Origin of the sequence: Fervidicola ferrireducens (assembly GCF_001562425.1) — a bacterium.
In the GTDB taxonomy this organism is placed as follows: Bacteria; Bacillota; Thermosediminibacteria; order Thermosediminibacterales; family Thermosediminibacteraceae; genus Fervidicola; species Fervidicola ferrireducens.
Genome location: NZ_LOED01000002.1, coordinates 95,146 through 116,617, shown reverse-complemented (window position 1 = coordinate 116,617; position 21,472 = coordinate 95,146). Strand labels below are relative to the sequence as shown.

Below are 21,472 nucleotides of genomic sequence, written 5' to 3'. Positions count from 1 at the left end.
GGGGGATATTTATGACAAAACACGATAAGATAATAAAATACATTAAAAATCTGAAAGTAGGCTCGAAAATATCGGTAAGGCAGCTTGCCCAGGAGCTGAACGTCAGCGAGGGCACGGCATACCGGGCCATAAAAGATGCCCAGCTGAAAGGCCTGGTGTCGACCATACCGAGGATAGGAACTATACGAATAGAGCAGACTGATGGAGAAAATATAGAGAAGCTGACGTATGCAGAAGTGGTCAACATAGTGGATGGCAGCGTGATGGGAGGAACCGCAGGCCTTCACAAGCCTCTCAAAAAATTTCTCATAGGGGCTATGGAAGTGAACGAAATGCGACAATACATCGAGCCTGGAGATTTGCTCATCGTCGGGAATAGAAAGGAAGCCCAGCTTCTTTCGCTCACTATGGGGGCTGCGGTTCTCGTTACGGGTGGATTTAAAGCCGACGACGATGTGGTGAGGCTGGCGGACGAAAAGGGGATGCCTCTCATCACATCGCCTTACGATACTTTTACGGTGGCCACCATAATAAACAGGGCCATCTTTACCAGGCTGCTGAGGAAGGATGTGGTGAGGGTAAGGGACGTAATGGTTAAAAACCCTTATTATCTGGACGAAAGGGCGACGGTGGGCGATTGGAGGAAATTGGTCAGGGCTACCCGTCACAGCAGGTTTCCGGTAGTTAACGGCGACGGTGAGGTAATAGGCATAGTTACGACCAACGACGTGGCGGATTTAAAGGACGAAGTGTCGATAAGGGAAGTTATGACCAAAGACCCCATAACGGTCGGTCCCGAAACACCGGTGGCTCATGCGGCCCATCTCATGGTCTGGGAAGGAATCGAACTCATTCCCGTAGTGGAGGACAAAAAGCTTCTCGGAGTTATAAGCCGTCAGGATGCCATCAAGGCTTTTCGCAGTTTAAGCCTTCAGCCACAGATTGCAGAAACGGTTGACAGCCTGATTATGGACCACTTCAATGTGTTTAAAACTGAAAGGGGAGTGCGACTTCAGGGGAAGACGGGGCCGGTGATGTTGAGTCCTTACGGAGTACCAAGTCACAGCTCTTTGATTAACGCCTTGGTAAATGCCGGTATCAATGCATTCAGGAGCAAAAGGCGGCCCGAGGTTATCCCCGACAGCTTTACGGTTTACTTTTCGGGTTCGGTACAGCTGGATGAAGAGATAGAAATAAACGCGGATATTATCGAGATAGGAAGAAGGTCCGGGAAGGTGGAAGTCAGCCTCATCGGCGGCGGGGATTTGATTGCAAAAGCGATAATGTCGGTTAAAGTTTTAGGCAGGTAGGTGACTTTAATGGCCGGTTTTGTCCACCTGCATGTTCATACGAATTTCAGCCTGCTCGATGGTGCGTGCGACATAGCGAGATTGGCCGGGAGGGCAAAAGAGCTCGGGATGGATGCCATGGCCATCACAGACCACGGCGTGATGTACGGAGTAATAGATTTTTATAAGACGATGAAATCTGCGGGCATAAAGCCCATAATTGGTTGCGAAGTTTACACGGCAAAGAGAACCATTAACGACCGGAAGCCTGGCATAGATGACGACCAGTATCATCTGGTGCTTCTTGCGGAAAACCAAACGGGATACCGGAATTTAGTTAAGCTGGTGTCTAAGGGTTTTCTGGAAGGATATTATTACAAACCCCGCGTGGATAAGGAACTTCTGAAAAAACACAGTGAAGGCCTCATCGCCTTGAGCGGGTGTGTTGCCGGGGAGATACCTCAACATATTCTAAACGGAGAATACGAGAAGGCGAAAAATGTAGCTTTGGAATTTAACGATATTTTCGGCGAGGGGAATTTTTACCTGGAAATTCAGGACCACGGATTAAAAGAGCAAAAACTGGTAAATTCCGGGCTGATAAAGTTAAGCGAAGAAACCGGCATTCCCCTTGTTGTGACAAACGATGTCCATTACATCCTGAAGTCGGACGAGCAATTTCACGATGCCATGCTGTGCATACAAACCGGGAAAACCATAAGGGATGAAGACAGGTTAAAATTTAATTCCTCCGAATTTTACCTGAAATCGGAGGAAGAGATGAGGGAGCTTTTCCCGCACCTGCAGGAAGCGGTAGATAACACCGTGAGGATTGCAAAAAGGTGCAATGTGGAACTTGAATTCGGCCAGGTCCACCTGCCCCGCTTTGACGTCCCGGAAGGTTTTACGGAAGACTCTTATCTTGAAAAACTATGCTACGAGGGGCTCAAAAAAAGATACGGCGGGGTTACCCCCGAACTTAAAAATAGACTCGACTACGAGCTGGATGTAATAAAAAAAATGGGTTATTCCAGCTATTTTTTAATAGTGTGGGACTTTGTAAATTTCGCCAGAAAAAACGGCATAATGGTAGGACCAGGCCGGGGTTCCGCCGCCGGAAGTCTGGTGGCTTACTGCCTTTACATAACCAACGTGGACCCGCTTAAGTACAACCTGCTCTTTGAGCGGTTTCTCAATCCGGAAAGGGTGACGATGCCAGATATAGATGTGGATTTTTGTTACGAAAGACGGCAGGAAGTCATCGATTACGTCGTCGGAAAATACGGCGCCGACAGGGTTGCGCAGATAGGGACCTTCGGAACCATGGCTGCGCGGGCGGCCATCAGAGACGTGGGCAGGGTTCTCGGTTATCCTTACAGCGAAGTGGATTCCGTGGCCAAAATGGTTCCCATGGAGCCGGGTATGACGATTGAAAAGGCATTGACATTAAATCCCGAACTGAAAAAGCTCTACAACGAAAACGAGAGGATGAGAAAACTTTTAGACACGGCAAAAGCTTTGGAAGGTTTTCCCCGGCACGCTTCCACTCACGCAGCCGGTGTGGTGATTTCCAGCAAGCCTCTGGTGGAACTCGTGCCGCTCCACAAAGTGGGGGATTCTACGGTATCCACCCAATTTACCATGACCGCCCTCGAGGAACTGGGCCTTTTGAAGATGGATTTCCTCGGCCTGAGAACGCTGACAGTTATCCAGGATGCGCTGAGGTTGATAAAAAGGGCACGGGGAACCGTTGTTGACATAGAAAAAATTCCGTTGGACGATAAAAAAGTATATGAAATGCTGGGCCGTGGTGAAACCACTGGGGTATTTCAGCTGGAAAGTAGCGGCATGCGGAACCTCTTAAAAGAGCTGAAACCCGAGCGCTTTGAGGACATAATAGCCGTCATCGGACTTTACAGGCCCGGTCCTTTAGGCAGCGGCGCCGCCGACGAATTTATAAAAAACAAGAACAACCCGGAAAATATAAAATACCTTCATCCCAAATTGGAGCCCATCTTGAGAGAAACTTACGGAATAATTTTATACCAGGAGCAGGTGATGAAAATAGCCCAGGAACTGGCCGGTTTCAGCCTTGCCCAGGCCGACATCTTGAGGAAGGCCATGGGTAAAAAGCAGCAGGAAGTAATGGAAGCGCAGCGCAGCGCCTTCATCCAGGGGTGTACCGCGAACGGCATAGACGAGGAGACTGCAAAAAAGATATTCGAAGAAATTTCGTATTTTGCCGGGTACGGTTTTAACAAATCCCATGCTGCCGCCTACGCCATGGTTGCGTACCAGACGGCCTATTTGAAGGCCCATTTTCCGGTGGAATTTATGGCGGCCTTGCTCACGAGCGTAAGGCACAACACCGACAAGGTGGCCCAGTACATCGCAGAATGCAGGCACATGGGAATTGAAGTCCTCCCTCCCGACATCAACGAAAGTTTTGAAGTTTTCACGGCGAGGGACGGCAAAATCCGGTTCGGACTGACGGCTGTAAAAAATGTGGGAGAAAACGTGGCCAGGGCTATAATAAGGTGCAGGGAAGAGAAAGGGCGATTTGTTTCCTTCAGCGATTTTTGCGAAAAAATGGATCAGGCGGAAATAAACAAAAAAGCCGTTGAAAGCCTTATTAAAAGCGGGGCCTTTGATTCGCTAGGTGCCAGGCGTTCTCAGCTTTTAAGAGTCTATGAGGACGTTTTAAGCCGGGTGCAGAAAAATCAAAGACAGGCGGCGAAGGGTCAGCTTTCCCTTTTTGAGATGATTAACGACGGTGAAGCGATGAGAGATGAATTGCCCGATATTCCGGAATACCCTCAAAACGAGATGCTCTCCATGGAAAAAGAAGTTTTAGGACTGTACCTTAGCGGGCATCCCCTTCGGGAGTTCGAGGACCTTTTAAACAGGAGAACCACATTAAAAAGCAGCGCCCTTAAAGGGGATGAGATTGACATCGAGGACAATTCCCAGGTCATAGTTGGGGGCATAATTACCGATATCAAGACGAAATCCACGAAAGATGAAAAACTCATGGCCTTTATTACGCTGGAAGATTTGACCGGGTCGATGGAGATTATAGCATTTCCGAGCGTATACGAAAAGTTTTCCGATGAATTAAAGCAGGATTGCAAAGTATTGATTCGAGGAAGGGTGGATTTGAAAGAAGAGGAAACGCCGAAAGTGATAGCAGAGGAGATAGAACCTTTGGAGAAAAGAAGAGAGGGCGTACTTGTCATTTTGTTAAACGAAAATAATGAAAACGTCGATGAAAAAATAGAAAACTTAAAGGAGTTTTTCCTTTTGCATCCGGGGAACGTACCTGTTACAATTTATAGTGTAAATAATCTGAAAGCGATTCTGGTAGACAAAAGCTACTATGTGAATTTTTCCGAGGAATTTTCAAAAAAAATCTGCAGTATTATTGGACCTCAAAACTGCCTTTTCATAGAAAAGGCGATTTGAGACCTGAGGATAATAAAAACAATTAAAGGAGGCCCCGGAGATGTGGACTGTAGTGTACATGGCTACCGACAAAGAAAATGCGGATAAAGTGGTCAACGCCTTGAAAGAAGAAGGATTTTTGGTGAAGACCAAGGAAATAATGAAGAGCAAAAAGCGGGGATGTTATATAGAAATCCTCGTGCCGGAGTCGGAAGCAGAAGAAGCTCAAAAAACGATTTTGGAAAAAAATCTGTGATGAAGGGGAGAAGGACGTGAAGAGGATAGGAGTTCTGACCAGCGGCGGAGACGCGCCAGGCATGAATGCTGCCATCAGAGCGGTTGTTCGGAGCGCTATATATAACGGCGTTGAAGTTTATGGCATAAGAAGAGGTTATGCCGGCCTTTTGGCGAGAGACTTTGTGGAAATGAGCTTGGGGTCGGTGGGAGATATAATCCACCGGGGCGGCACTATTTTGAGGACCGCCCGCTCGGAAGAATTTAAGACAAAAGAAGGTATGGAAAAGGCTGTGAATAATATAAAGCAACTCGGGATTGAAGGGCTTGTGGTCATTGGCGGAGACGGTTCTTTCAGAGGTGCTGCGGAACTTGCGAAAAGAGGGGTTCCAACCATCGGCATTCCCGGGACCATTGACAACGATATTCCTTTTACGGACTATTCGATAGGATTTGATACCGCCGTCAATACGGTGGTTGAAGCCGTAAACAAGATAAGGGATACGGCTACATCTCACGAAAGGACCTTCATAATAGAAGTGATGGGAAGGGAATCGGGGCACATTGCCCTTTACTCCGGAGTCGCGTGTGGAGCGGAGACTATCCTTGTCCCGGAGAAGCCCTATACGATAAAAGGCGTTTGCGACAAGATAATGAGCGGTTACAAGCGCGGGAAGCTCCACAGCATAATAATTCTGGCCGAAGGAGCAGGAAATGCCTTTGAGGTCGGGCAAAAAATTAAGGAAATGACGGGGCTTGAGACGCGGGTTATAGTACTGGGGCACCTTCAAAGGGGAGGTACTCCCACGGCTTTCGACAGGATACTGGCCAGCCAGATGGGCGGAAAAGCGGTGGAACTCTTGTTAAATGGTGTCAGCGATAAAATGATAGGTTGGGTAAAAGGGGAGCTTGTGGTCACGGACCTGGAGAAAATATTTTCCGCACAAAAGCCCTTAAACGAGGAACTTTATAACCTGGCGAGTGTCTTGGCTATATAGGCAGGGGAAGGTGTTGAATTTATGCGGAGAACGAAAATAGTTTGCACGATCGGTCCTGCCAGTGAGAAAAAGGAAATAATAAAAGAACTGATTAAGGCCGGGATGAACGTCGCAAGGCTTAATTTTTCCCACGGCACCCACGAGGAGCACGGGGCGAGAATCGCGGCAATCCGGGAAGCGGCAAAGGAATTGAATGCTTCTGTTGCCATAATGCTGGATACCAAAGGACCGGAAATACGCCTTGGAACTTTCGCTAGCGGGAAGGTATTATTAAAAAAAGGCCAGGAGTTCACTTTGGTGACATATCCTGTGGAAGGGGATGAAAACAGGGTTTTCGTAAATCTGAAAGAAATTACGCAGTTGGTAAATGCGGGTGACAGGATTCTGCTTGCCGACGGCCTTATCGAATTAGAGGTAAAAAGAGTTGCGGATGCTGAAATCCTATGCACGGTTTTGAACGGCGGTGAGCTGAGTTCCAAAAAAGGCGTGAACCTGCCGGGCAAGTCAATTCCTCTTCCTGCCGTGACCCCCAAGGATGTGGAAGACATTCTTTTCGGAATCAAGATGGAAGTGGACTTCATAGCAGCTTCTTTTATAAGAAAAGCTTCGGATGTTCTGGCAATAAGGAAGATTCTCGAGGAAAACGGTGGAAACGACATACAAATAATTGCCAAGATTGAAAACCAGGAGGGGGTACAAAACCTAGACGAGATAATAAAAGTTGCCGATGGAATAATGGTGGCAAGAGGAGATTTGGGAGTGGAGATACCCGTCGAGGAAGTCCCCTTGGTGCAGAAAATAATTATCGAAAAGTGCAATCGGGCCGGAAAACCGGTGATAACGGCCACTCAAATGCTGGAGTCCATGATAAGAAATCCAAGGCCGACCCGGGCCGAAGCTACCGATGTGGCCAACGCCATATTGGACGGCACCGATGCCATTATGCTTTCGGGAGAAACGGCTGCGGGAGATTTTCCCGTAGAAGCCGTTAGAGTTATGGCAAGGATTGCCCAAAAAGTGGAAGAGAGCGTTTCGCTGGATGCCACGGCCGTAAAAAGGCAGACCAGCATAAGGACGGTGACCGATGCCATAAGCCACGCCACGTATACGATAGCCAAGGACCTGGGAGCAAGTGCGGTAATCACCTCCACGAAATCGGGATATACGGCGCGCATGGTGGCCAAGTTCAGGCCTTCAGCGCCCATTATCGCGGTGACGCCCAGAGAAAAGGTCACCAGGACCCTTCAGATAGTATGGGGTGTTTTCCCAATCAGGGTAAAGGAAACCACCTCTACCGACGAGATGTTCAGGGAAGCGGTGAACGGAGCCTTGGAATCGGGTCTCATAAAGAAAGGCGATTTGGTGGTGATAACTGCGGGCGTTCCCCTGTACGTAAGCGGTACCACCAATCTTATACGGGTTCAAGTGGTGGGAGATGTGATTTTAAAAGGTACGGGAATAGGCACGAAATCGGTTCACGGGACTGTTCATGTTGCAAGGACCCTGAGAGAAGCCGAGGCTATGCCCGACGGCTGCATCCTCGTCGTGGCTTCTACCGATAAAGATTACATGCCGGTAATTCGGAGGGCTTCGGCCATTATAGCCGAGGAAGGCGGTCTCACCTCGCACGCGGCTATAGCCGGAATAGAACTGGGCATCCCGGTCATTGTAGGAGCTGAGGGGGCAACAGAAAAGCTATCAACGGGCGACGAAGTTACAATAGACTGCCAGAGGGGCTTGGTCTACAGGGGCGTAGCCGATGTGAAGTAGGTGGTGCGATGAAAACTGTCGAAACGTCTTTTTCGGTCAGGTACGCCGAGACCGACCAGATGGGGATAGTTTACCATGCCAACTATTACGTGTGGTTTGAAGTGGGGAGAACCGAATTTTTCAAATCTGCGGGTTTGCCTTACTGGGAGATAGAAAAACAGGGCGTATTCCTGCCGGTGATAGAAGGCTTTTGTCGGTACAGGCGTTCGGCCCGTTTTGGAGATACGGTAATTGTAAAAACCAAGGTGCAGGATATGAAGCCCACGAGGTTAAAATTAACTTACGAGGTATTTCGGCAGCATGACGGGACGCTCCTTGCGGAAGGTTATACCGAGCATGCTTTTGTAGACAAAGACGGAAGGCCGCTCAATCTCAAAAAAAGTCACCCTCATATATGGGAAGTTCTTGACAAATTACAAAATTTCCATCCGTCCTCTTGACAAAATCAAAATTTTGGTGTTAAAATACATAAAACAAAACAGGCGGCATGTGCAGAAAGCCGCTGTTTTTTTACAAAATCGATAAAGAAAAATGTGATGAGGGAAAAGGGGTAAATCGACGGCGGTGAAAGAGAGCCGGGTAAGGTGAAAGCCGGTACCGAGTCGTTTATTCCCATCGTTCCCGAACAGCCCGGGCGAAATGAGTAGTCCGGAGCCGCTCTTAAGCGTTATTGTAAAGAAGGCCCGCACTGAAATTTCGGGCAAATCAGGGTGGTACCGCGAGGAAAACCCCCTCGTCCCTGGGATTAAAGGTCTCGGGATGAGGGGTTAAATTTTTTATACAAAAAAAGAGGGGGTTTATATAAATGAGCATCAAAGTATATATCAACGGCAAATTTTATCCCAAGGAGGAAGCTAAAATTTCCGTATTCGACCATGGATTTTTATACGGGGATGGTGTTTTCGAAGGCATCAGAGCCTATGACGGCAGGGTATTCCGACTAAAACAACATATTGACAGGCTCTACAGCGGGGCAAGGGCAATAATGCTTAATATACCCCTTTCGAAAGATGAAATGAAGGAAGTGGTGTTAGAGACGTTGAGGCAAAATGAGCTGAAAGATGCGTATATTAGGTTGGTTGTATCAAGAGGCATAGGAGACCTCGGGCTCGACCCCAGGAAATGCCACGAGCCCACCATAGTGTGCATAGCCGACAAAATCGTGCTTTATCCCGAAAAGATGTACGAAGAAGGTCTTGAAATTATCACCGCGGCAACGCGAAGAAATGTACCCGAAGGGGTAAATCCCCAGATGAAAAGCCTCAATTACTTGAACAATATAATGGCGAAGATCGAGGCTAACCAGGCCGGGGTAATGGAGGCCGTGATGCTGAACACCCAGGATTACGTGGCCGAGTGTACGGGGGACAATATATTCATAGTAAAGGACGGCGTGCTCATTACACCGCCGACCTATGCAGGGATTCTTATAGGGGTCACGAGGAATGCCATAATAGAGCTGGCGCAGAAAAATAACATTAAGGTCGAGGAAAAATTGTTCACCAGGTACGAATTGTATGCAGCCGATGAATGCTTTTTGACGGGGACGGCGGCCGAGGTGATTCCGGTAGTTAAGGTGGATGGCAGGGTGATAGGCGACGGCAGGCCGGGTCCTGTGACCAAATTACTGCTCAAGGCTTTCAAAGAGCTGGTAAAAGTCGACGGTGAAGAGATTTACCCCTCACGTTGATGTAAAACCCGGTTTTTAAGACCGGGTTTTATTTTTTGCCGGCCTTAATTTATCATTGACGCCCGTTTTTATATGAAGGATAATATAGGTGGACTAAATATAAGGTCCTTCAATGAAGCTTTCAGAGGAGTTGTATAGATGAAATTTGTTGTTGACGGCGATAAAAATCAATATACTGATTTTATAAAAAGTCACCCGAAGGGCCACATCCTGCAAAGTCTGGAGTGGGCTCAGGTAAAGGAAGAAAACTGGCGGTCGATGCACGTAATGGTGGAAGATGAAGGCAGGATAAGGGCTTCGATGTTGCTGCTCTTAAGGCCGCTTCCGCTGGTTGGAAAATATATGATATATTCACCCAGAGGGCCCGTTTGCGACATGTGCGATTTTGAGACGTTGAAATTTCTTGTGGAAAACGTTAAGAAACTTGCGAAAAAACACGGCGCGATAATGCTTAAAATTGATCCCGATATAAGTATAAAAGACCGGGAAGCGGTAAATAATTTAAAAAAGCTGGGGTTCATCCAAAACCTGGAAGCTCTTAATTTTGAAGCAATTCAGCCCAGGTTCGTATTCCGTCTCGATATCACTCCATCGTTGGACGAGCTTTTGGCGAGATTTCACCATAAGACCAGGTACAACATAAGGCTGGCTCAAAAAAAAGGAGTGAGGGTGAGGCTCGGAAGCCGGGAGGACCTTAAGGAATTCCACAGGATTATGGAAATCACCGGAATCAGGGACGGCTTCGTGGTAAGGAGCCTCGAATACTTTGAAAGGATGTACGACTGCCTAAAGCCGAAGGGATTTATGGAGCTTGCTCTCGCCGAATACGACAGGAAGGTGATAGCGGGAATCATCTGCCTTTTCTTCGGACAAAAGTGCTGGTACCTTTACGGCGCGAGCAGCAACGAGCACCGAAACGTCATGCCCAATTACCTCTTGCAGTGGGAAATGATAAAGCTGGCCAAGGAAAGAGGGTGCACCCTTTACGACTTTCGGGGGGTGTCGGGTGATTTAAATCCCGAAAACCCACTTTACGGGCTTTACAGGTTTAAAAAGGGATTCAGCGGAGAATTTACGGAATTCGTAGGAGAATACGACCTCGTATTCAGTCCTTTATGGTACACGATATTTCAAAAAGGGGTGCCGGTTTTCAGGGATTTACGCAGAAAACTCACCCTGGTTTTGAAAAAAGCAAAGATGAAACTTTAGGCGACGGATAAATTGGTTGGAGGGTCTTTCTTTGCTCGATGCTCAAAAAAGATACATGGAAGTTAACTTGAGCGCTATAAAGAGGAATTACGACAAGATAAGGCGGGAAGTAAAAGTACCTGTTATGGCGGTCGTTAAAGGGGACGCCTACGGGCATGGACTGGAGGAGGTAGCGCTTACCCTGCAGCAGGCCGGGGCGGAGTGGTTCGGAGTCGAATTTCTAAAAGAAGCGATTGAATTAAGGAGGGCTGGGGTCAGAGGCAGGATACTCTGCTTTACGGCACCTATCTGCCGGGAGGACTGCGAGAAGTTCATGGAATACGACATAACCCCTACAGTCTATAACCTTGACAGTGCGGAGCTTTTAAATAAAGCAGCTTTTGAAAAAGGGACTTTGTGCAGGGTCCACCTTAAATTCGACACAGGTATGGGGCGTTTTGGCTTCGGCTTGGAGAATTTGGACGAGATACTGGTTAAATTAAAAAATTACACCAATCTGGTATATGAAGGGGCCTACACCCATTTTTCGGATGCGTTTGCGAGAAAAAGCGACTATACCTTAAGGCAGCTTTCTTGTTTCGAAAAAGTGATTGGAAACTTAAAAAAAGCCGGAATAAACGTGACTCTGCGCCACGCCGCAAGCTCCGTTGCGGCCATGGATTTCCCCAAAGCCAGGATGGACATGGTTCGGGTGGGAGGAGCGCTTTTCGGAGTCACAATGTTCAAAAACAAATCTGTTGAACTTGAAAAGGCTTCTTGCGTGAAGGTAAGAATATTCGAGATAAGGCATCTTGTGCGGGGTTCGTATATAGGCTACGGAAGGACTTATAGGGCGTCCAAAGATATGCTGGTGGGGATTATCCCGGTGGGGTACTACGAGGGCTTGAAAGTGCAGAGGCGAAATTACACCTACTCTGTTTCCGGTTTGATTAGAAACATTTATCATGACGTAAAGGACTTTTTAAGACCGCAGCCCGTGGTTTTTATAAATGGCAGGCCCCTTAAGGTCCTGGGAAGGATAGGGATGCAGCTTACCGCCGTGGACCTTACCGGAGTAAAAGCAAAAGTCGGCGATGAAGTCACCGTAAATATCGACCCCATTTACTATAAAGGGGCAGAAAAGATTTATCTCGTCGAGGAGGAAGGAAAAAGTGTCGGAAGGCTTGGGGAAAATGGATTTTTAGCATGACAAAAAAAACGCGGGTTTTTCCGCGTTTTTTTTGTCACGTTTTGCCCTTTTGCTGTGTCTTTATGTATGGAAGGAATCAAAGGGGGTGGGTTTTCTGGAGTACAGTGAGGTATACGCGAATTACTACGCAAAGGTATACCGGCAGCTTTTCTATATGCTCAACGACCCTTTTCTTGCCGAAGACCTGGCCCAGGAAGTTTTTTTAAAATTTTATCAAAATCCCCCCGGAAAGGAGGGAAGCGCAGGGGCATGGCTCTTCCGGGTGGCAAAAAATTTGGCCTACAACTACCTCAGGGGAGAAGACAACAGGAAAAAGCGGGAGATTAAATTTTGGCTTTTGAGAAGGGATTCGGAAATATTTCACCTTCTGGAGGAACAGATTTACGTGCGCCAGGTGCTCGCAAAGATGGACGAAAGGGATAGGATGATACTCATCATGAAGCATTCGGGCTACAGTTACGAAGAGATTGCAGAAGTTCTCGGAGTCAAGAAAACATCCATAGGCACGCTGGTAGCCCGGGCCCACCGGAAATTTAAAGAATATTTCAAAGAGGAGGTGTGAGCCGTGTGCTATGACGATGGGATATTGCAGGCGTATCTGGACGGGGAACTCGACGAAAGGGAAAAGGAAATGGTAAAAACCCACCTGGATACTTGCGCAAAGTGCAAAAAGGTGCTGGATGAGTTGAAGGATTTGGATGAATTTGCGAAAGAAAAGCTGGCGATAGATTTCAATCCCTCGATGGAATTTCTAAAAAAGCGGTACAAATACTTTATGATTAGGAAGGGAGCGGAAAATATGATTAAAAAGTACGGGAAGGCCGTCGCCGCTTTTGCAGGGGTGCTGCTCGTATTTTCGGCCGTGCTGGTTTCTCCTGTAAGGGATGCGGTGGCGGACTTTCTTGGCGTATTCAGGATGTCCAGGATCGAGGCGGTAAAAATCACGCCGGAAGACATAGAAAAGATAAGGCAAAGGCTGAACGAAAGCGGCGTAAAAGAGATAGACCTGGAGCAATTCGGAAAGTTCAAGTCCATCGGAGGCGGCTTTGAAGAGGTAAAGCCCGAAGAGGTTGAATCGGCTGCGGAAAAAGTGGACTTCGATTTTAGGCCATTTGGCGAACTTGACGGATATAAGCTTGCCTTCGTCGGGGTGGAAAAACCCCAAAAGCTGGAAATTACGCCCGACGTGGAGGGCATAAACAGGCTTATTATGGCCTTTGGTGGGGAAAAGACCCTTCCAGAAGAAATGGATGGAAAGACTTTCGTGATAAGGACAACCGGAACGGTGAGGCAGACTTTTGTAAGTGAGGAGGAAAGGGCGAATTTTAAATCCTTCGTCATAACCCAGGTGGGGGCTCCCGAAATCCAGGTTCCCGAGGGCGTGGATTTAAACGCCGTAAGGGAAGCGATGCTAGAGCTTCCGCTTTTGCCGGAAAACATAAGGCAGCAGCTTTCCGGAATCGAAAACTGGCAGGCCACCATACCCATCCCCGTCGATGCGGAGCATTCCGAAGTCGAAGATATAACCGTAAAAGGAAAGCCGGCCCTCCTGGTGAAAAATAGATGGGGGGATAACGCCTTTAATTACGCAATATTATGGACGGACAATCAGACGATATTCGCCCTCGATGGAAGCCTCCCGCTGGAAGAAATGCTTAAAATAGCCGAATCTTTGAGGTGAAGACATGGTAATAGAAACTTTCAACCTTACAAAACAGTACGACGGAAAGGGCGGATGCGTCGACATCAATCTCAGTGTGAAAGAGGGCGAGGTCTTCGGGTTTTTAGGCCCCAACGGTGCCGGTAAAAGTACTCTCGTGAAAACTCTGGTGGGGCTCTTGCGCCCCACCGGCGGGAGTGCCCGCGTGCTTGGAAGGCCCCTAGGGGACATCAGGGCAATGGGCAAAATCGGATACCTGCCGGAAAATTTCAGGTACCACGACTGGATGACAGGATTAGAAGTCATGCGCTTCCATGCGGAGCTTTACAAAATACCAAGGCCTGCCGAAAGGATTTCGGAGCTTTTGGAACTTGTTGGACTTTCCGGGCACGAGAAAAAGAAGGTGGCAGGCTACAGCAAGGGGATGCAGCAGAGGCTCGGACTTGCAGTGGCCCTTTTGGCCGACCCGGAACTGGTTTTCTTAGATGAGCCCACTTCGGCTTTAGACCCCGTCGGCAGGATAGAAGTGCGCGAGATAATAAGGGACCTGAAAAAGAAGGGCAAAACCGTCTTCCTAAACAGCCATCTTCTGAGCGAAGTGGAAATGGTGTGCGACCGGGTGGCGATAATCAACAGGGGCAGAATAATAGCCTGCGGGGACCTGAAAGATTTACTCTTTGAAAATTCCGCGTTGACGGCGAAAATAGGAAGTCCCGCCGAGGGCCTAATAGAAGAGTTGAAAAAGATTGCCGTAGAAGTCAAGCTCCGGGAGGATTCACTGACGATAAAAGTGGCCAAAAGGGATGACATACCCCTGATAGCAAAGGTCATAGTGCAGTCAGAGACCCCCCTTTATGAATTAAAAATGGAAGGCGTTTCTTTGGAGGAGCTTTTTGTAAATCTGGTGAGGGGAGGGGAAGCCCTTGATAACGGTGATTAAGTACACCTTCAAGGAGATGTTCCATAAAAAGGCTTTGTTTTTCGTGCTGCTTTTGACGCTTGCGTATTTGACCCTCTATGGTTTCGGGATTAAAGAAGCTTACGAGGCACTGCCTAGAGTTAACACCTTGGCACTTCCGATTTTTTCCGAATTTATTACTGTAGGGCTATACTTTGCCTCACTTATAGTTGCTTTTCTGGTGGTAATTTCCTCGGCGGGGGCTCTGTCGGCGGACGTGGAAAGCGGCGTGATGCAGGCGGTTTTGGTAAAACCGATAAAACGCTATGAAGTGGTGCTGGGGAAATTTTTCGGCATAGGGCTTATAGTTTCCCTTTACTCCCTCTTTTTATTTTTTGGCATTATTTTTTTGAACAAGGCTCTAGGGGCAAGAGTGGTTTTTAGTTTTTCTCAGGTTTTTAACGGAGCCCTTTTATTTTTGTGGATGCCCTTAATACTCCTTTCGGTATGCCTTTGGGGCAGCGCCCGCATGTCGACGCTCGGCACGGGCATCATGGCGGTGATGCTTTACGGCTTTGCGCTCATCGGAGGATGGGTGGAACAGATAGGCTATTTGATATCTTTGGGAGGCCGCAGCGCTACGGGGCTCATAAACGCGGGGATAATTGCAAGCCTTTTGATGCCCACCGATGCCATTTACAGGAAAATGAATTCCGTGTTGTTTTCTTCAAACGGCATTTACTTTTTGCGAAATAACCTGCTGGGAGGCGGTGCCGAACCGAGCCTTTACATGCTCCTTTATGCGGCAGGTTACATGGTCTTCATGCTCTATATGGCCGCAAGAAGCTTTACATTAAGGGACATGTAAAAAAATTCGCGTTAAACTGTGAATGTATAAAAGGGATGTCTGAAAAGACGTCCCTTTTTTCTTTTTGGTCAAAATTGTTTTATTTAAGTCATAGAAATAGTTAAAGGGGGTGGACCGGTGAGGGGCAGGTACTTGCTTTTAATTATTCTTTTGGTTATTGCAGCATGGGTTGCGGTGTCCAGTTTCAACAATGTAGTAATAGAGCAGCTTAATGATACCGGTCTTGTGCGGATAAGGGTTAAATTTTATATCCCGGTAATAGAACGGGATGCGGCAGATAAAATCCGCCTGGAGTCCGAAAGGCCGGGGATGGATTTTGTAAAAACCTTTCGCTGGTTGGACGATAGGACTTTGGAAATCTACGCTCTTGAAAAGGGCCTCCCTAAAGGTTTCAAAACGATACTTCGCATAGAACCCTTAAAAACCGCGGTGCCGGGCCTTTTAAAGGGCGTGAGGGTCTATTACAGGGTGAAAATACGGCCTTTTCCGGTTGAGGTTTCGTCGCCTGTTGCAAGCTCGGGGCCCGTGGTTTTGAGCTTTAGCACTCCGGTAGAGGAAGAGGAAATTTCAAAATACTTACGGGCCGACTTCGATTTTGATTTGAGGCCCTCCTACATTCTCACGGCGACGGGCAAATTGTTCAAGGATGAAAGCCGGTGGCTTCTCGTCCCTCGCGAGCCATTGCGGCCCGGGGATAAATACTTCGTAAAATTTGAAAGCGGCGAAAGCGTCTTTTCGGGTTATTCCAGGTGGTTTGAGGTTGCCCCAGTTCCAAAGGTGATATCTACCTACCCCGAAAACGGTAGGGCAGATGTTATGCCCTACACAGTTTTAAAGGTCGACTTTGACCAGGAAATGCGGGAAGTTTTAATTAAGGTGAGCCGGATGAGCGGGGATGTTATTTGCCGCGGGAAAACAGCCGAATTTAAGCCCCATTCGGTTTTTCTCCCGGGAGAAACTTACGAGGCTTCGGTGGAGGGTACATCGGTGTACGGACAAAAATCGGCACCCTACCGTTTCAAATTTACCGCAAAGCCCATCGGGGACAGTCTGTGGGTGGAAGTTAGCTTAAAACCCCTGCAGAAAGTGGTGGTATACAGGGGCAAGAAAATCGTAAAGACCATGCTGGCATCCGGAGGAAGGCCCGGGTCCGACACCGAAACGCCTCTGGGGTATTTTACTGTAAAGGACAGGGGAGTGTGGTTTTTTTCGGAAAGGTTCGGGCAGGGGGCTTTTTACTGGGTCAGGATAAAGGATAATTACCTTTTTCATTCTATGCCCAGGGACAAAGACCGGAACGTCATAAAGGAGGAATATGAAAAACTCGGCATACCCGCAAGCCACGGCTGCGTGAGGCTCAAAGATGAAGACGCCAAGTGGTTTTACGAAAACATCCCGGAAGGAACTATGGTCGTAATCCACGATTGAAGAAGGGGGATTCAAGTGAACTGGATTTTTGCTTTTTTGATACTGGGAGGGATTTTAGCCGCCGCTTGGAACGGAAAGCTGGATTCAATAACTCCCGCTGCACTGGAAGCTGCAAAAACCGCCATTGAGAGGGCGATAAGTCTCATGGGAGTCGTGGGTTTTTGGCTTGGGATAGCAAAAGTGGCGGAAGAATCAGGGCTTATAGATAGTATCAGCAGGTTTATCGCGCCTTTATTCAGGTGGCTTTTCCCCTCCATACCCAAAGGTCACCCGGCCATGGGGAGCATATTGATGAACTTGAGCGCCAATATGCTGGGGTTCGGCAACGCGGCGACGCCCTTCGGACTTAAAGCTATGAAGGAACTGCAAACCCTAAATCCCAATCCCGATACCGCAACGGAGGCCATGTGCACCTTCCTTGCCATAAATACATCCAGCGTGACGCTGATACCCGCGACGATAATAGCTCTAAGGGCTGCGGCAGGCTCCAAAAATCCATCGGAAGTGCTGGGGGCCATTCTCTTTGCCACCACCTGTTCTACTATGGTTGCAGTTGTTGCCGACTATGCTTTCAGACTCCTTTACCGGAAAATCGAAAGGAGGTAAGGAATTTGGCGGAGCAAATTTCAATTTCTTCCTGGATAATTCCCGTTGTGATGGCGGCGGTCTTTTTACACGGTTTGATAAATAACGTCAGGGTATTTGAAGTGTTTACACAAGGAGCCCAGGAAGGTTTGCAGCTTGCCGTAAAGCTTGTTCCCTATCTTTTGGGGATTTACGTTGCCGTCAGCATCTTTAGGGAATCGGGAGCCGTAGATTTGATGGTGAAAGTTTTAAATCCTGTCATCCGGCTTTTGGAGATTCCGGCCGATGCCCTCTTCTTGTCTATAGTGAGAACCCTGTCGGGACCAGCGGCACTCAGCATGATGGTAGAAATTTTTGACACCTACGGTCCAGATTCGTACATTGGAAGGCTGGCGTCCACGCTGATGGGGTCTACCGATACCACCTTTTATATAATAGCCATCTATTTTGGTTCGGTAGGCATCAAAAAGACGAGGTACGCCGTTCCCGTGGGAATTATGGCGGATTTTGCAAGCCTGCTGGCATCGGTATACATAGTAAAACGATTGTTCGAATAAAGGAAGAGACATAACCTTCAAAATGCCGGAATAAATTTAAAGTGGATCATTGCTTGGAGGGAAGAAAAATGACGGCACCGTGGAACACCGATCTAAAAAGAGGTTTGTCAAGCAGGGAGATACCTTTAAAGAAAAAACTCTTCGGAGAAAACGTAATCCATGAACGTCGGAAAAAATCACCCGCAATCCTTTTCATCAACCAGTTTAAGAGCACCATCACCCTGGTGCTTTTAGGAGCAACAATAATATCGTATTTTTTGGGCGAGATGGCCGATGCTGCGGCCATCACTGCAATTATCGTATTAAACGGTTTTATGGGGTTCATACAGGAATACCGCACCGAAAAAGCTCTAGAGGCTTTGAAAGAAATGGCGGCTCCCGTAGCCCGAGTAGTGCGCGATGGTCAGATAAAGGTAATCCCGGCTAAAGAGGTGGTGCCGGGCGATGTAGTGATATTGGAGACCGGCGATAAAGTACCGGCCGACGGGGAACTTTTTGAGGTTGAAAATCTCAAAGTGGACGAATCCATGCTTACGGGAGAATCGGTACCGGTGGAAAAAAGCGTAGAAAGCAGGCAGCTGGAAACCTTGAAAATCCACCGTTCGAATTTGGTATTCATGGGGACCATGGTGGTAAGCGGCAGGGGTAAGATGGTGGTAACGCAAACAGGAATGAATACGGAAATGGGCAAAATCGCCGGAATGATGGAAGGCGTCGGGGAAGAGCAAACCCCACTTCAAAGGCGGCTGGATGACCTTGGCAAGCAGCTCCTCGTCCTTTGCCTTTTGATATGCTTTATGGTCGCGATGTTAGGGGTTCTGAGGGGCGAGGAGATTTACCAGATGTTCCTTTTTGGTGTAAGCCTTGCCGTAGCTGCAATACCCGAAGGACTGCCCGCCGTGGTCACGATGGTGCTCGCTATGGGAGTTCAGCGGATGGTGAAAAAGAATGTGCTGGTGAGAAAACTTACGGCCGTAGAAACCCTGGGGTGTGCTACAGTTATTTGCAGCGATAAAACCGGCACCCTTACGGAAAACAAGATGACCGTGAGGAAAATCTATGTGGATGGCGAAACGGTGATGGTAACGGGAAGCGGCTACGGAATTGAAGGGGACTTCATTACAAACGATGGCCGGCTGCTTAAAAAGACTTCTCCTTCAATGGAGAAACTGCTCAGGATTGCAGTTTCATGCAATAACGCTGAACTTGGTGAGCAAAAGTCCGGAATTTTTGGCTTTGGAAGGCCAAAGGAGATGGTGCCCGCCGGAGACCCTACGGAAGTTGCCCTTTTGGTTGCGGCTGCAAAGGCCGGGTTTTTTAAAAATGACGTTGAAAGGACTTACAAAAGGATAAGGGAAATTCCTTTCGATTCGGAACGGAAGCGAATGTCGGTGGTGGTGAAAAACCAAAAGGGGGAGCTATTCCTGTTTACAAAAGGAGCTCCGGACGTAATTTTGGAACTTTGCGATGGTATAGAAGAAAATGGAAATATTAAAAAGATGACTTTATCAGAAAAGAGAAAAATATCCCGGATAAACGAGGATATGGGAAGGGAAGCCTTGAGGGTCCTGGCGTTTGCCTACCGGAAATTAGACAGTACTCGGGACTTAAGCGAAAATACCGAGACAGGTTTGATTTTTCTAGGCTTGATGGGAATGATAGATCCGCCGCGACTAGAGGCGGCTTCAGCAGTCGAAAGGTGCTTTGCCGCGGGGATAAAGCCTGTAATGATAACGGGTGATCACCGCGCCACCGCCTGGGCTGTGGCAAAAGAACTGAACATGATGGGCAAAGGTGGGAGGATAATAACGGGACAGGAACTTGACGAAATGTCCGAATCCGAGTTTTTAAAATGTATAGATGATATTTCGGTGTACGCCCGAGTGACTCCCAAGCACAAGTTGAGAATAGTTCGAGCGCTAAAAAAGAAGGGCCATGTGGTTGCCATGACCGGTGATGGAGTGAACGACGCTCCTGCGGTAAAGGAAGCGGATATAGGTATTTCAATGGGGAAAACAGGCACCGATGTGACGAAGGAAGCTTCGGCGATGATACTGCTGGATGACAATTTTGCAAGCATCGTATCCGCCGTGGAAGAAGGACGCATCATTTACGACAACATCCGAAAATTCATACGTTACTTGCTCTCCTGCAATACCGGAGAAGTGCTGACGATGGTGTGGTCGTCGCTCCTCGGGATGCCGCTGCCGCTTTTGCCCATACAGGTCCTGTGGATGAACCTTATAACCGACGGCCTGCCGGCCATTGCATTGGGAGCGGACCCGCCCGAGAGGGATGTGATGAACCGCAAACCCCGAAAAAGACAGGAAGGTATTTTTTCCGGCGGCATGCGACGGAAAATATTTTACAGGGGGTTTCTTATAAGCCTTGCCACCATGGCTTCCTACCTGATATCCTGGTATTACGGCGGCTCCGGGATAGGCTTCTCAAGAACGGTGGCTTTTTCCACCTTGGTGATGTCCCAGCTCATATTTGCCTTTGAATGCAGGGAAGAAAACGCCACCTTATGGGGGAAAAATCCGTTCTCGAATCTTTTCCTCACGCTGGCTGTAATAATTTCGGCGGCAATGCTTTTGGGAGTTGTCTACGCGCCGTCGCTTCAGGTTATCTTCCACACCGTGCCGCTTGATGGAAAAATGTGGCTTTTGATTCTGGCCCTCTCCGGCCTGGGTGCGGTCCTGTAAAAAATATATTTTAAAATAGAGGAGGAATTTTGAAAGTTTTGTGGAAATTATAAAATAAAAGCGGCCGGGAGGTTTTGATAATGATTAAACATCTTGATTTTTCCATAAATCTTTACACGGAGGGGGAAAAGTTCTTCGATGTGTTAAAAGCCGTCATAAGGGATTCAAAAAAATCCAACTGGCCTCACGAAAGGGAGAGAGCTTGTTATGCCGAAGATTTATTTAAAAGAGCTCTTGAAACTTTTGATGAGGCCATTCATTTTGCCGAAAACAGGGTCCAAGAAGGACTTTGCATCGAGCACGACCTGAAGTTAATAGGGGAATTGAAAGCTAAGAGGGATTACTGGAAAAAGAAACTGGAAGAGCTGTCCGAATTTGCAAAATGTTAGGTCGAAGGGGTGATAAAGTGAAGCTTGTCATTGGAGACATAACGAAGGCCGAGGCCGACGTTATAGTAAATGCGGCAAATGGCATCGGACCCATGGGCGGCGGCGTAGCCCTGGCAATAAAGAAAGCCGGCGGGAAAGTGATTGAAGACGAAGCCATTAGGGTCTGCAGCCAGCTCGACCCCCGGCCGGGAGACGTTTACGTTACCACCGCCGGTGGATTGAAAGCCAAGTACATCTTTCACGCAGTGACCATGAAGAGGCCGGCGGAGCCGTCCAGCGTAGAAATAGTAAGGAAATGCCTTCAGTCGCTCCTCGAGAAAGCCCGGGAAATGAAAGTTAAATCCATGGTTCTGCCGGCGCTGGCTACAGGCGTCGGAGGCGTCCCCAAAAAGGATGTGGCACGAGTTTATAAGGAAGTTCTCGGTGATGTAAAGGATATAGACATTACGGTGATGGACGTGAGCGGTGAGTTCATAAAATACCTGGAAGAGGAATTGAAAAAAGCCCCTTGAAGGGGCTTTTTTAATTGATTCATAAATATCGACCGCTGCAAATGAAGATA

19 protein-coding genes and 1 other annotated feature are annotated in these 21,472 nt (G+C 47.9%); all 19 genes read left to right on the top strand.

Annotated elements, in window-relative coordinates:
- Nucleotides 1–11: 11 nt before the first annotated feature.
- The 19 genes from AN618_RS01640 (at nt 12) to AN618_RS01550 (ending at nt 21,422) form a co-directional block, all read left to right on the top strand.
- Nucleotides 12–1,310: a DRTGG domain-containing protein gene (locus AN618_RS01640; RefSeq protein WP_066351253.1), complete on the top strand. Its 1,299-nt coding sequence runs from the start codon at nt 12–14 to the stop codon at nt 1,308–1,310.
- Between the two features lie 9 nt (nt 1,311–1,319).
- Nucleotides 1,320–4,751, top strand: a complete 3,432-nt coding sequence (locus AN618_RS01635; RefSeq protein ID WP_066351252.1) for a DNA polymerase III subunit alpha — start codon at nt 1,320–1,322, stop codon at nt 4,749–4,751.
- A 40-nt stretch (nt 4,752–4,791) separates the two neighbouring features.
- Nucleotides 4,792–4,986: a hypothetical protein gene (locus AN618_RS01630; RefSeq protein ID WP_066351251.1), complete on the top strand. Its 195-nt coding sequence runs from the start codon at nt 4,792–4,794 to the stop codon at nt 4,984–4,986.
- A 16-nt stretch (nt 4,987–5,002) separates the two neighbouring features.
- Nucleotides 5,003–5,962, top strand: a complete 960-nt coding sequence (pfkA, locus tag AN618_RS01625) for a 6-phosphofructokinase (protein WP_066351250.1) — start codon at nt 5,003–5,005, stop codon at nt 5,960–5,962.
- Between the two features lie 21 nt (nt 5,963–5,983).
- A complete protein-coding gene (gene pyk, locus AN618_RS01620; RefSeq protein WP_066351249.1) occupies nt 5,984–7,732 on the top strand; it encodes a pyruvate kinase in 1,749 nt (582 codons plus the stop codon).
- An 8-nt stretch (nt 7,733–7,740) separates the two neighbouring features.
- Nucleotides 7,741–8,172 (top strand): acyl-CoA thioesterase, encoded by a 432-nt coding sequence (locus tag AN618_RS01615; RefSeq protein WP_066351248.1) that lies wholly within the window; start codon nt 7,741–7,743, stop codon nt 8,170–8,172.
- Between the two features lie 87 nt (nt 8,173–8,259).
- Nucleotides 8,260–8,476 (top strand) — a binding site (T-box leader).
- Between the two features lie 61 nt (nt 8,477–8,537).
- Nucleotides 8,538–9,422, top strand: a complete 885-nt coding sequence (ilvE, locus tag AN618_RS01610; protein WP_066351243.1) for a branched-chain-amino-acid transaminase — start codon at nt 8,538–8,540, stop codon at nt 9,420–9,422.
- A gap of 138 nt (nt 9,423–9,560) precedes the next feature.
- A complete protein-coding gene (locus AN618_RS01605; RefSeq protein WP_066351241.1) occupies nt 9,561–10,631 on the top strand; it encodes a lipid II:glycine glycyltransferase FemX in 1,071 nt (356 codons plus the stop codon).
- 31 nt (nt 10,632–10,662) lie between these two features.
- On the top strand, nt 10,663–11,820 hold the full coding sequence (gene alr, locus AN618_RS01600; protein WP_245628338.1) for an alanine racemase: 1,158 nt from the start codon (nt 10,663–10,665) through the stop codon (nt 11,818–11,820).
- A gap of 49 nt (nt 11,821–11,869) precedes the next feature.
- Complete coding sequence (locus AN618_RS01595) at nt 11,870–12,382, top strand: RNA polymerase sigma factor SigX (RefSeq protein WP_222926222.1); 513 nt, start codon at nt 11,870–11,872, stop codon at nt 12,380–12,382.
- Nucleotides 12,383–12,385: 3 nt separating this feature from the next.
- A complete protein-coding gene (locus AN618_RS01590) occupies nt 12,386–13,501 on the top strand; it encodes a zf-HC2 domain-containing protein (protein WP_066351238.1) in 1,116 nt (371 codons plus the stop codon).
- 4 nt (nt 13,502–13,505) lie between these two features.
- The gene (locus AN618_RS01585; protein ID WP_066351237.1) at nt 13,506–14,420 is read left to right on the top strand and encodes an ABC transporter ATP-binding protein; all 915 of its coding nucleotides are present in this window, start codon (nt 13,506–13,508) and stop codon (nt 14,418–14,420) included.
- Entirely contained in the window at nt 14,413–15,246 is an 834-nt protein-coding gene (locus tag AN618_RS01580) for an ABC transporter permease (RefSeq protein ID WP_483788264.1), read from the top strand. Before AN618_RS01585 ends, AN618_RS01580 begins: the two co-directional genes overlap by 8 nt.
- A 117-nt stretch (nt 15,247–15,363) precedes the next feature.
- Nucleotides 15,364–16,674 carry a L,D-transpeptidase family protein gene (locus tag AN618_RS01575; RefSeq protein WP_066351231.1) on the top strand — a complete coding sequence of 437 codons (1,311 nt, stop codon included), beginning with the start codon at nt 15,364–15,366 and terminating at the stop codon, nt 16,672–16,674.
- 15 nt (nt 16,675–16,689) lie between these two features.
- Nucleotides 16,690–17,280, top strand: coding sequence for a nucleoside recognition domain-containing protein (locus AN618_RS01570; protein ID WP_066351230.1), 591 nt, complete (start codon nt 16,690–16,692; stop codon nt 17,278–17,280).
- Between the two features lie 5 nt (nt 17,281–17,285).
- Nucleotides 17,286–17,816, top strand: a complete 531-nt coding sequence (locus tag AN618_RS01565; RefSeq protein WP_066351228.1) for a spore maturation protein — start codon at nt 17,286–17,288, stop codon at nt 17,814–17,816.
- A gap of 68 nt (nt 17,817–17,884) precedes the next feature.
- Nucleotides 17,885–20,521 (top strand): cation-translocating P-type ATPase, encoded by a 2,637-nt coding sequence (locus AN618_RS01560; protein ID WP_066351222.1) that lies wholly within the window; start codon nt 17,885–17,887, stop codon nt 20,519–20,521.
- Between the two features lie 80 nt (nt 20,522–20,601).
- Nucleotides 20,602–20,910 carry a hypothetical protein gene (locus tag AN618_RS01555; protein WP_066351220.1) on the top strand — a complete coding sequence of 103 codons (309 nt, stop codon included), beginning with the start codon at nt 20,602–20,604 and terminating at the stop codon, nt 20,908–20,910.
- Nucleotides 20,904–21,422, top strand: coding sequence for a macro domain-containing protein (locus AN618_RS01550; protein WP_066351217.1), 519 nt, complete (start codon nt 20,904–20,906; stop codon nt 21,420–21,422). The genes AN618_RS01555 and AN618_RS01550 overlap by 7 nt, the downstream gene beginning before the upstream one ends.
- Nucleotides 21,423–21,472: the final 50 nt, after the last annotated feature.

Coding starts and splice junctions, on each gene's coding strand:
- AN618_RS01640 (WP_066351253.1), top strand. CDS start 12: ATGACAAAACACGATAAGATAATAAAATACATTAAAAATCTGAAAGTA.
- AN618_RS01630 (WP_066351251.1), top strand. CDS start 4,792: ATGTGGACTGTAGTGTACATGGCTACCGACAAAGAAAATGCGGATAAA.
- AN618_RS01560 (WP_066351222.1), top strand. CDS start 17,885: ATGACGGCACCGTGGAACACCGATCTAAAAAGAGGTTTGTCAAGCAGG.
- AN618_RS01605 (WP_066351241.1), top strand. CDS start 9,561: ATGAAATTTGTTGTTGACGGCGATAAAAATCAATATACTGATTTTATA.
- AN618_RS01555 (WP_066351220.1), top strand. CDS start 20,602: ATGATTAAACATCTTGATTTTTCCATAAATCTTTACACGGAGGGGGAA.
- pyk (WP_066351249.1), top strand. CDS start 5,984: ATGCGGAGAACGAAAATAGTTTGCACGATCGGTCCTGCCAGTGAGAAA.
- ilvE (WP_066351243.1), top strand. CDS start 8,538: ATGAGCATCAAAGTATATATCAACGGCAAATTTTATCCCAAGGAGGAA.
- AN618_RS01585 (WP_066351237.1), top strand. CDS start 13,506: ATGGTAATAGAAACTTTCAACCTTACAAAACAGTACGACGGAAAGGGC.
- AN618_RS01615 (WP_066351248.1), top strand. CDS start 7,741: ATGAAAACTGTCGAAACGTCTTTTTCGGTCAGGTACGCCGAGACCGAC.
- AN618_RS01635 (WP_066351252.1), top strand. CDS start 1,320: ATGGCCGGTTTTGTCCACCTGCATGTTCATACGAATTTCAGCCTGCTC.
- AN618_RS01550 (WP_066351217.1), top strand. CDS start 20,904: ATGTTAGGTCGAAGGGGTGATAAAGTGAAGCTTGTCATTGGAGACATA.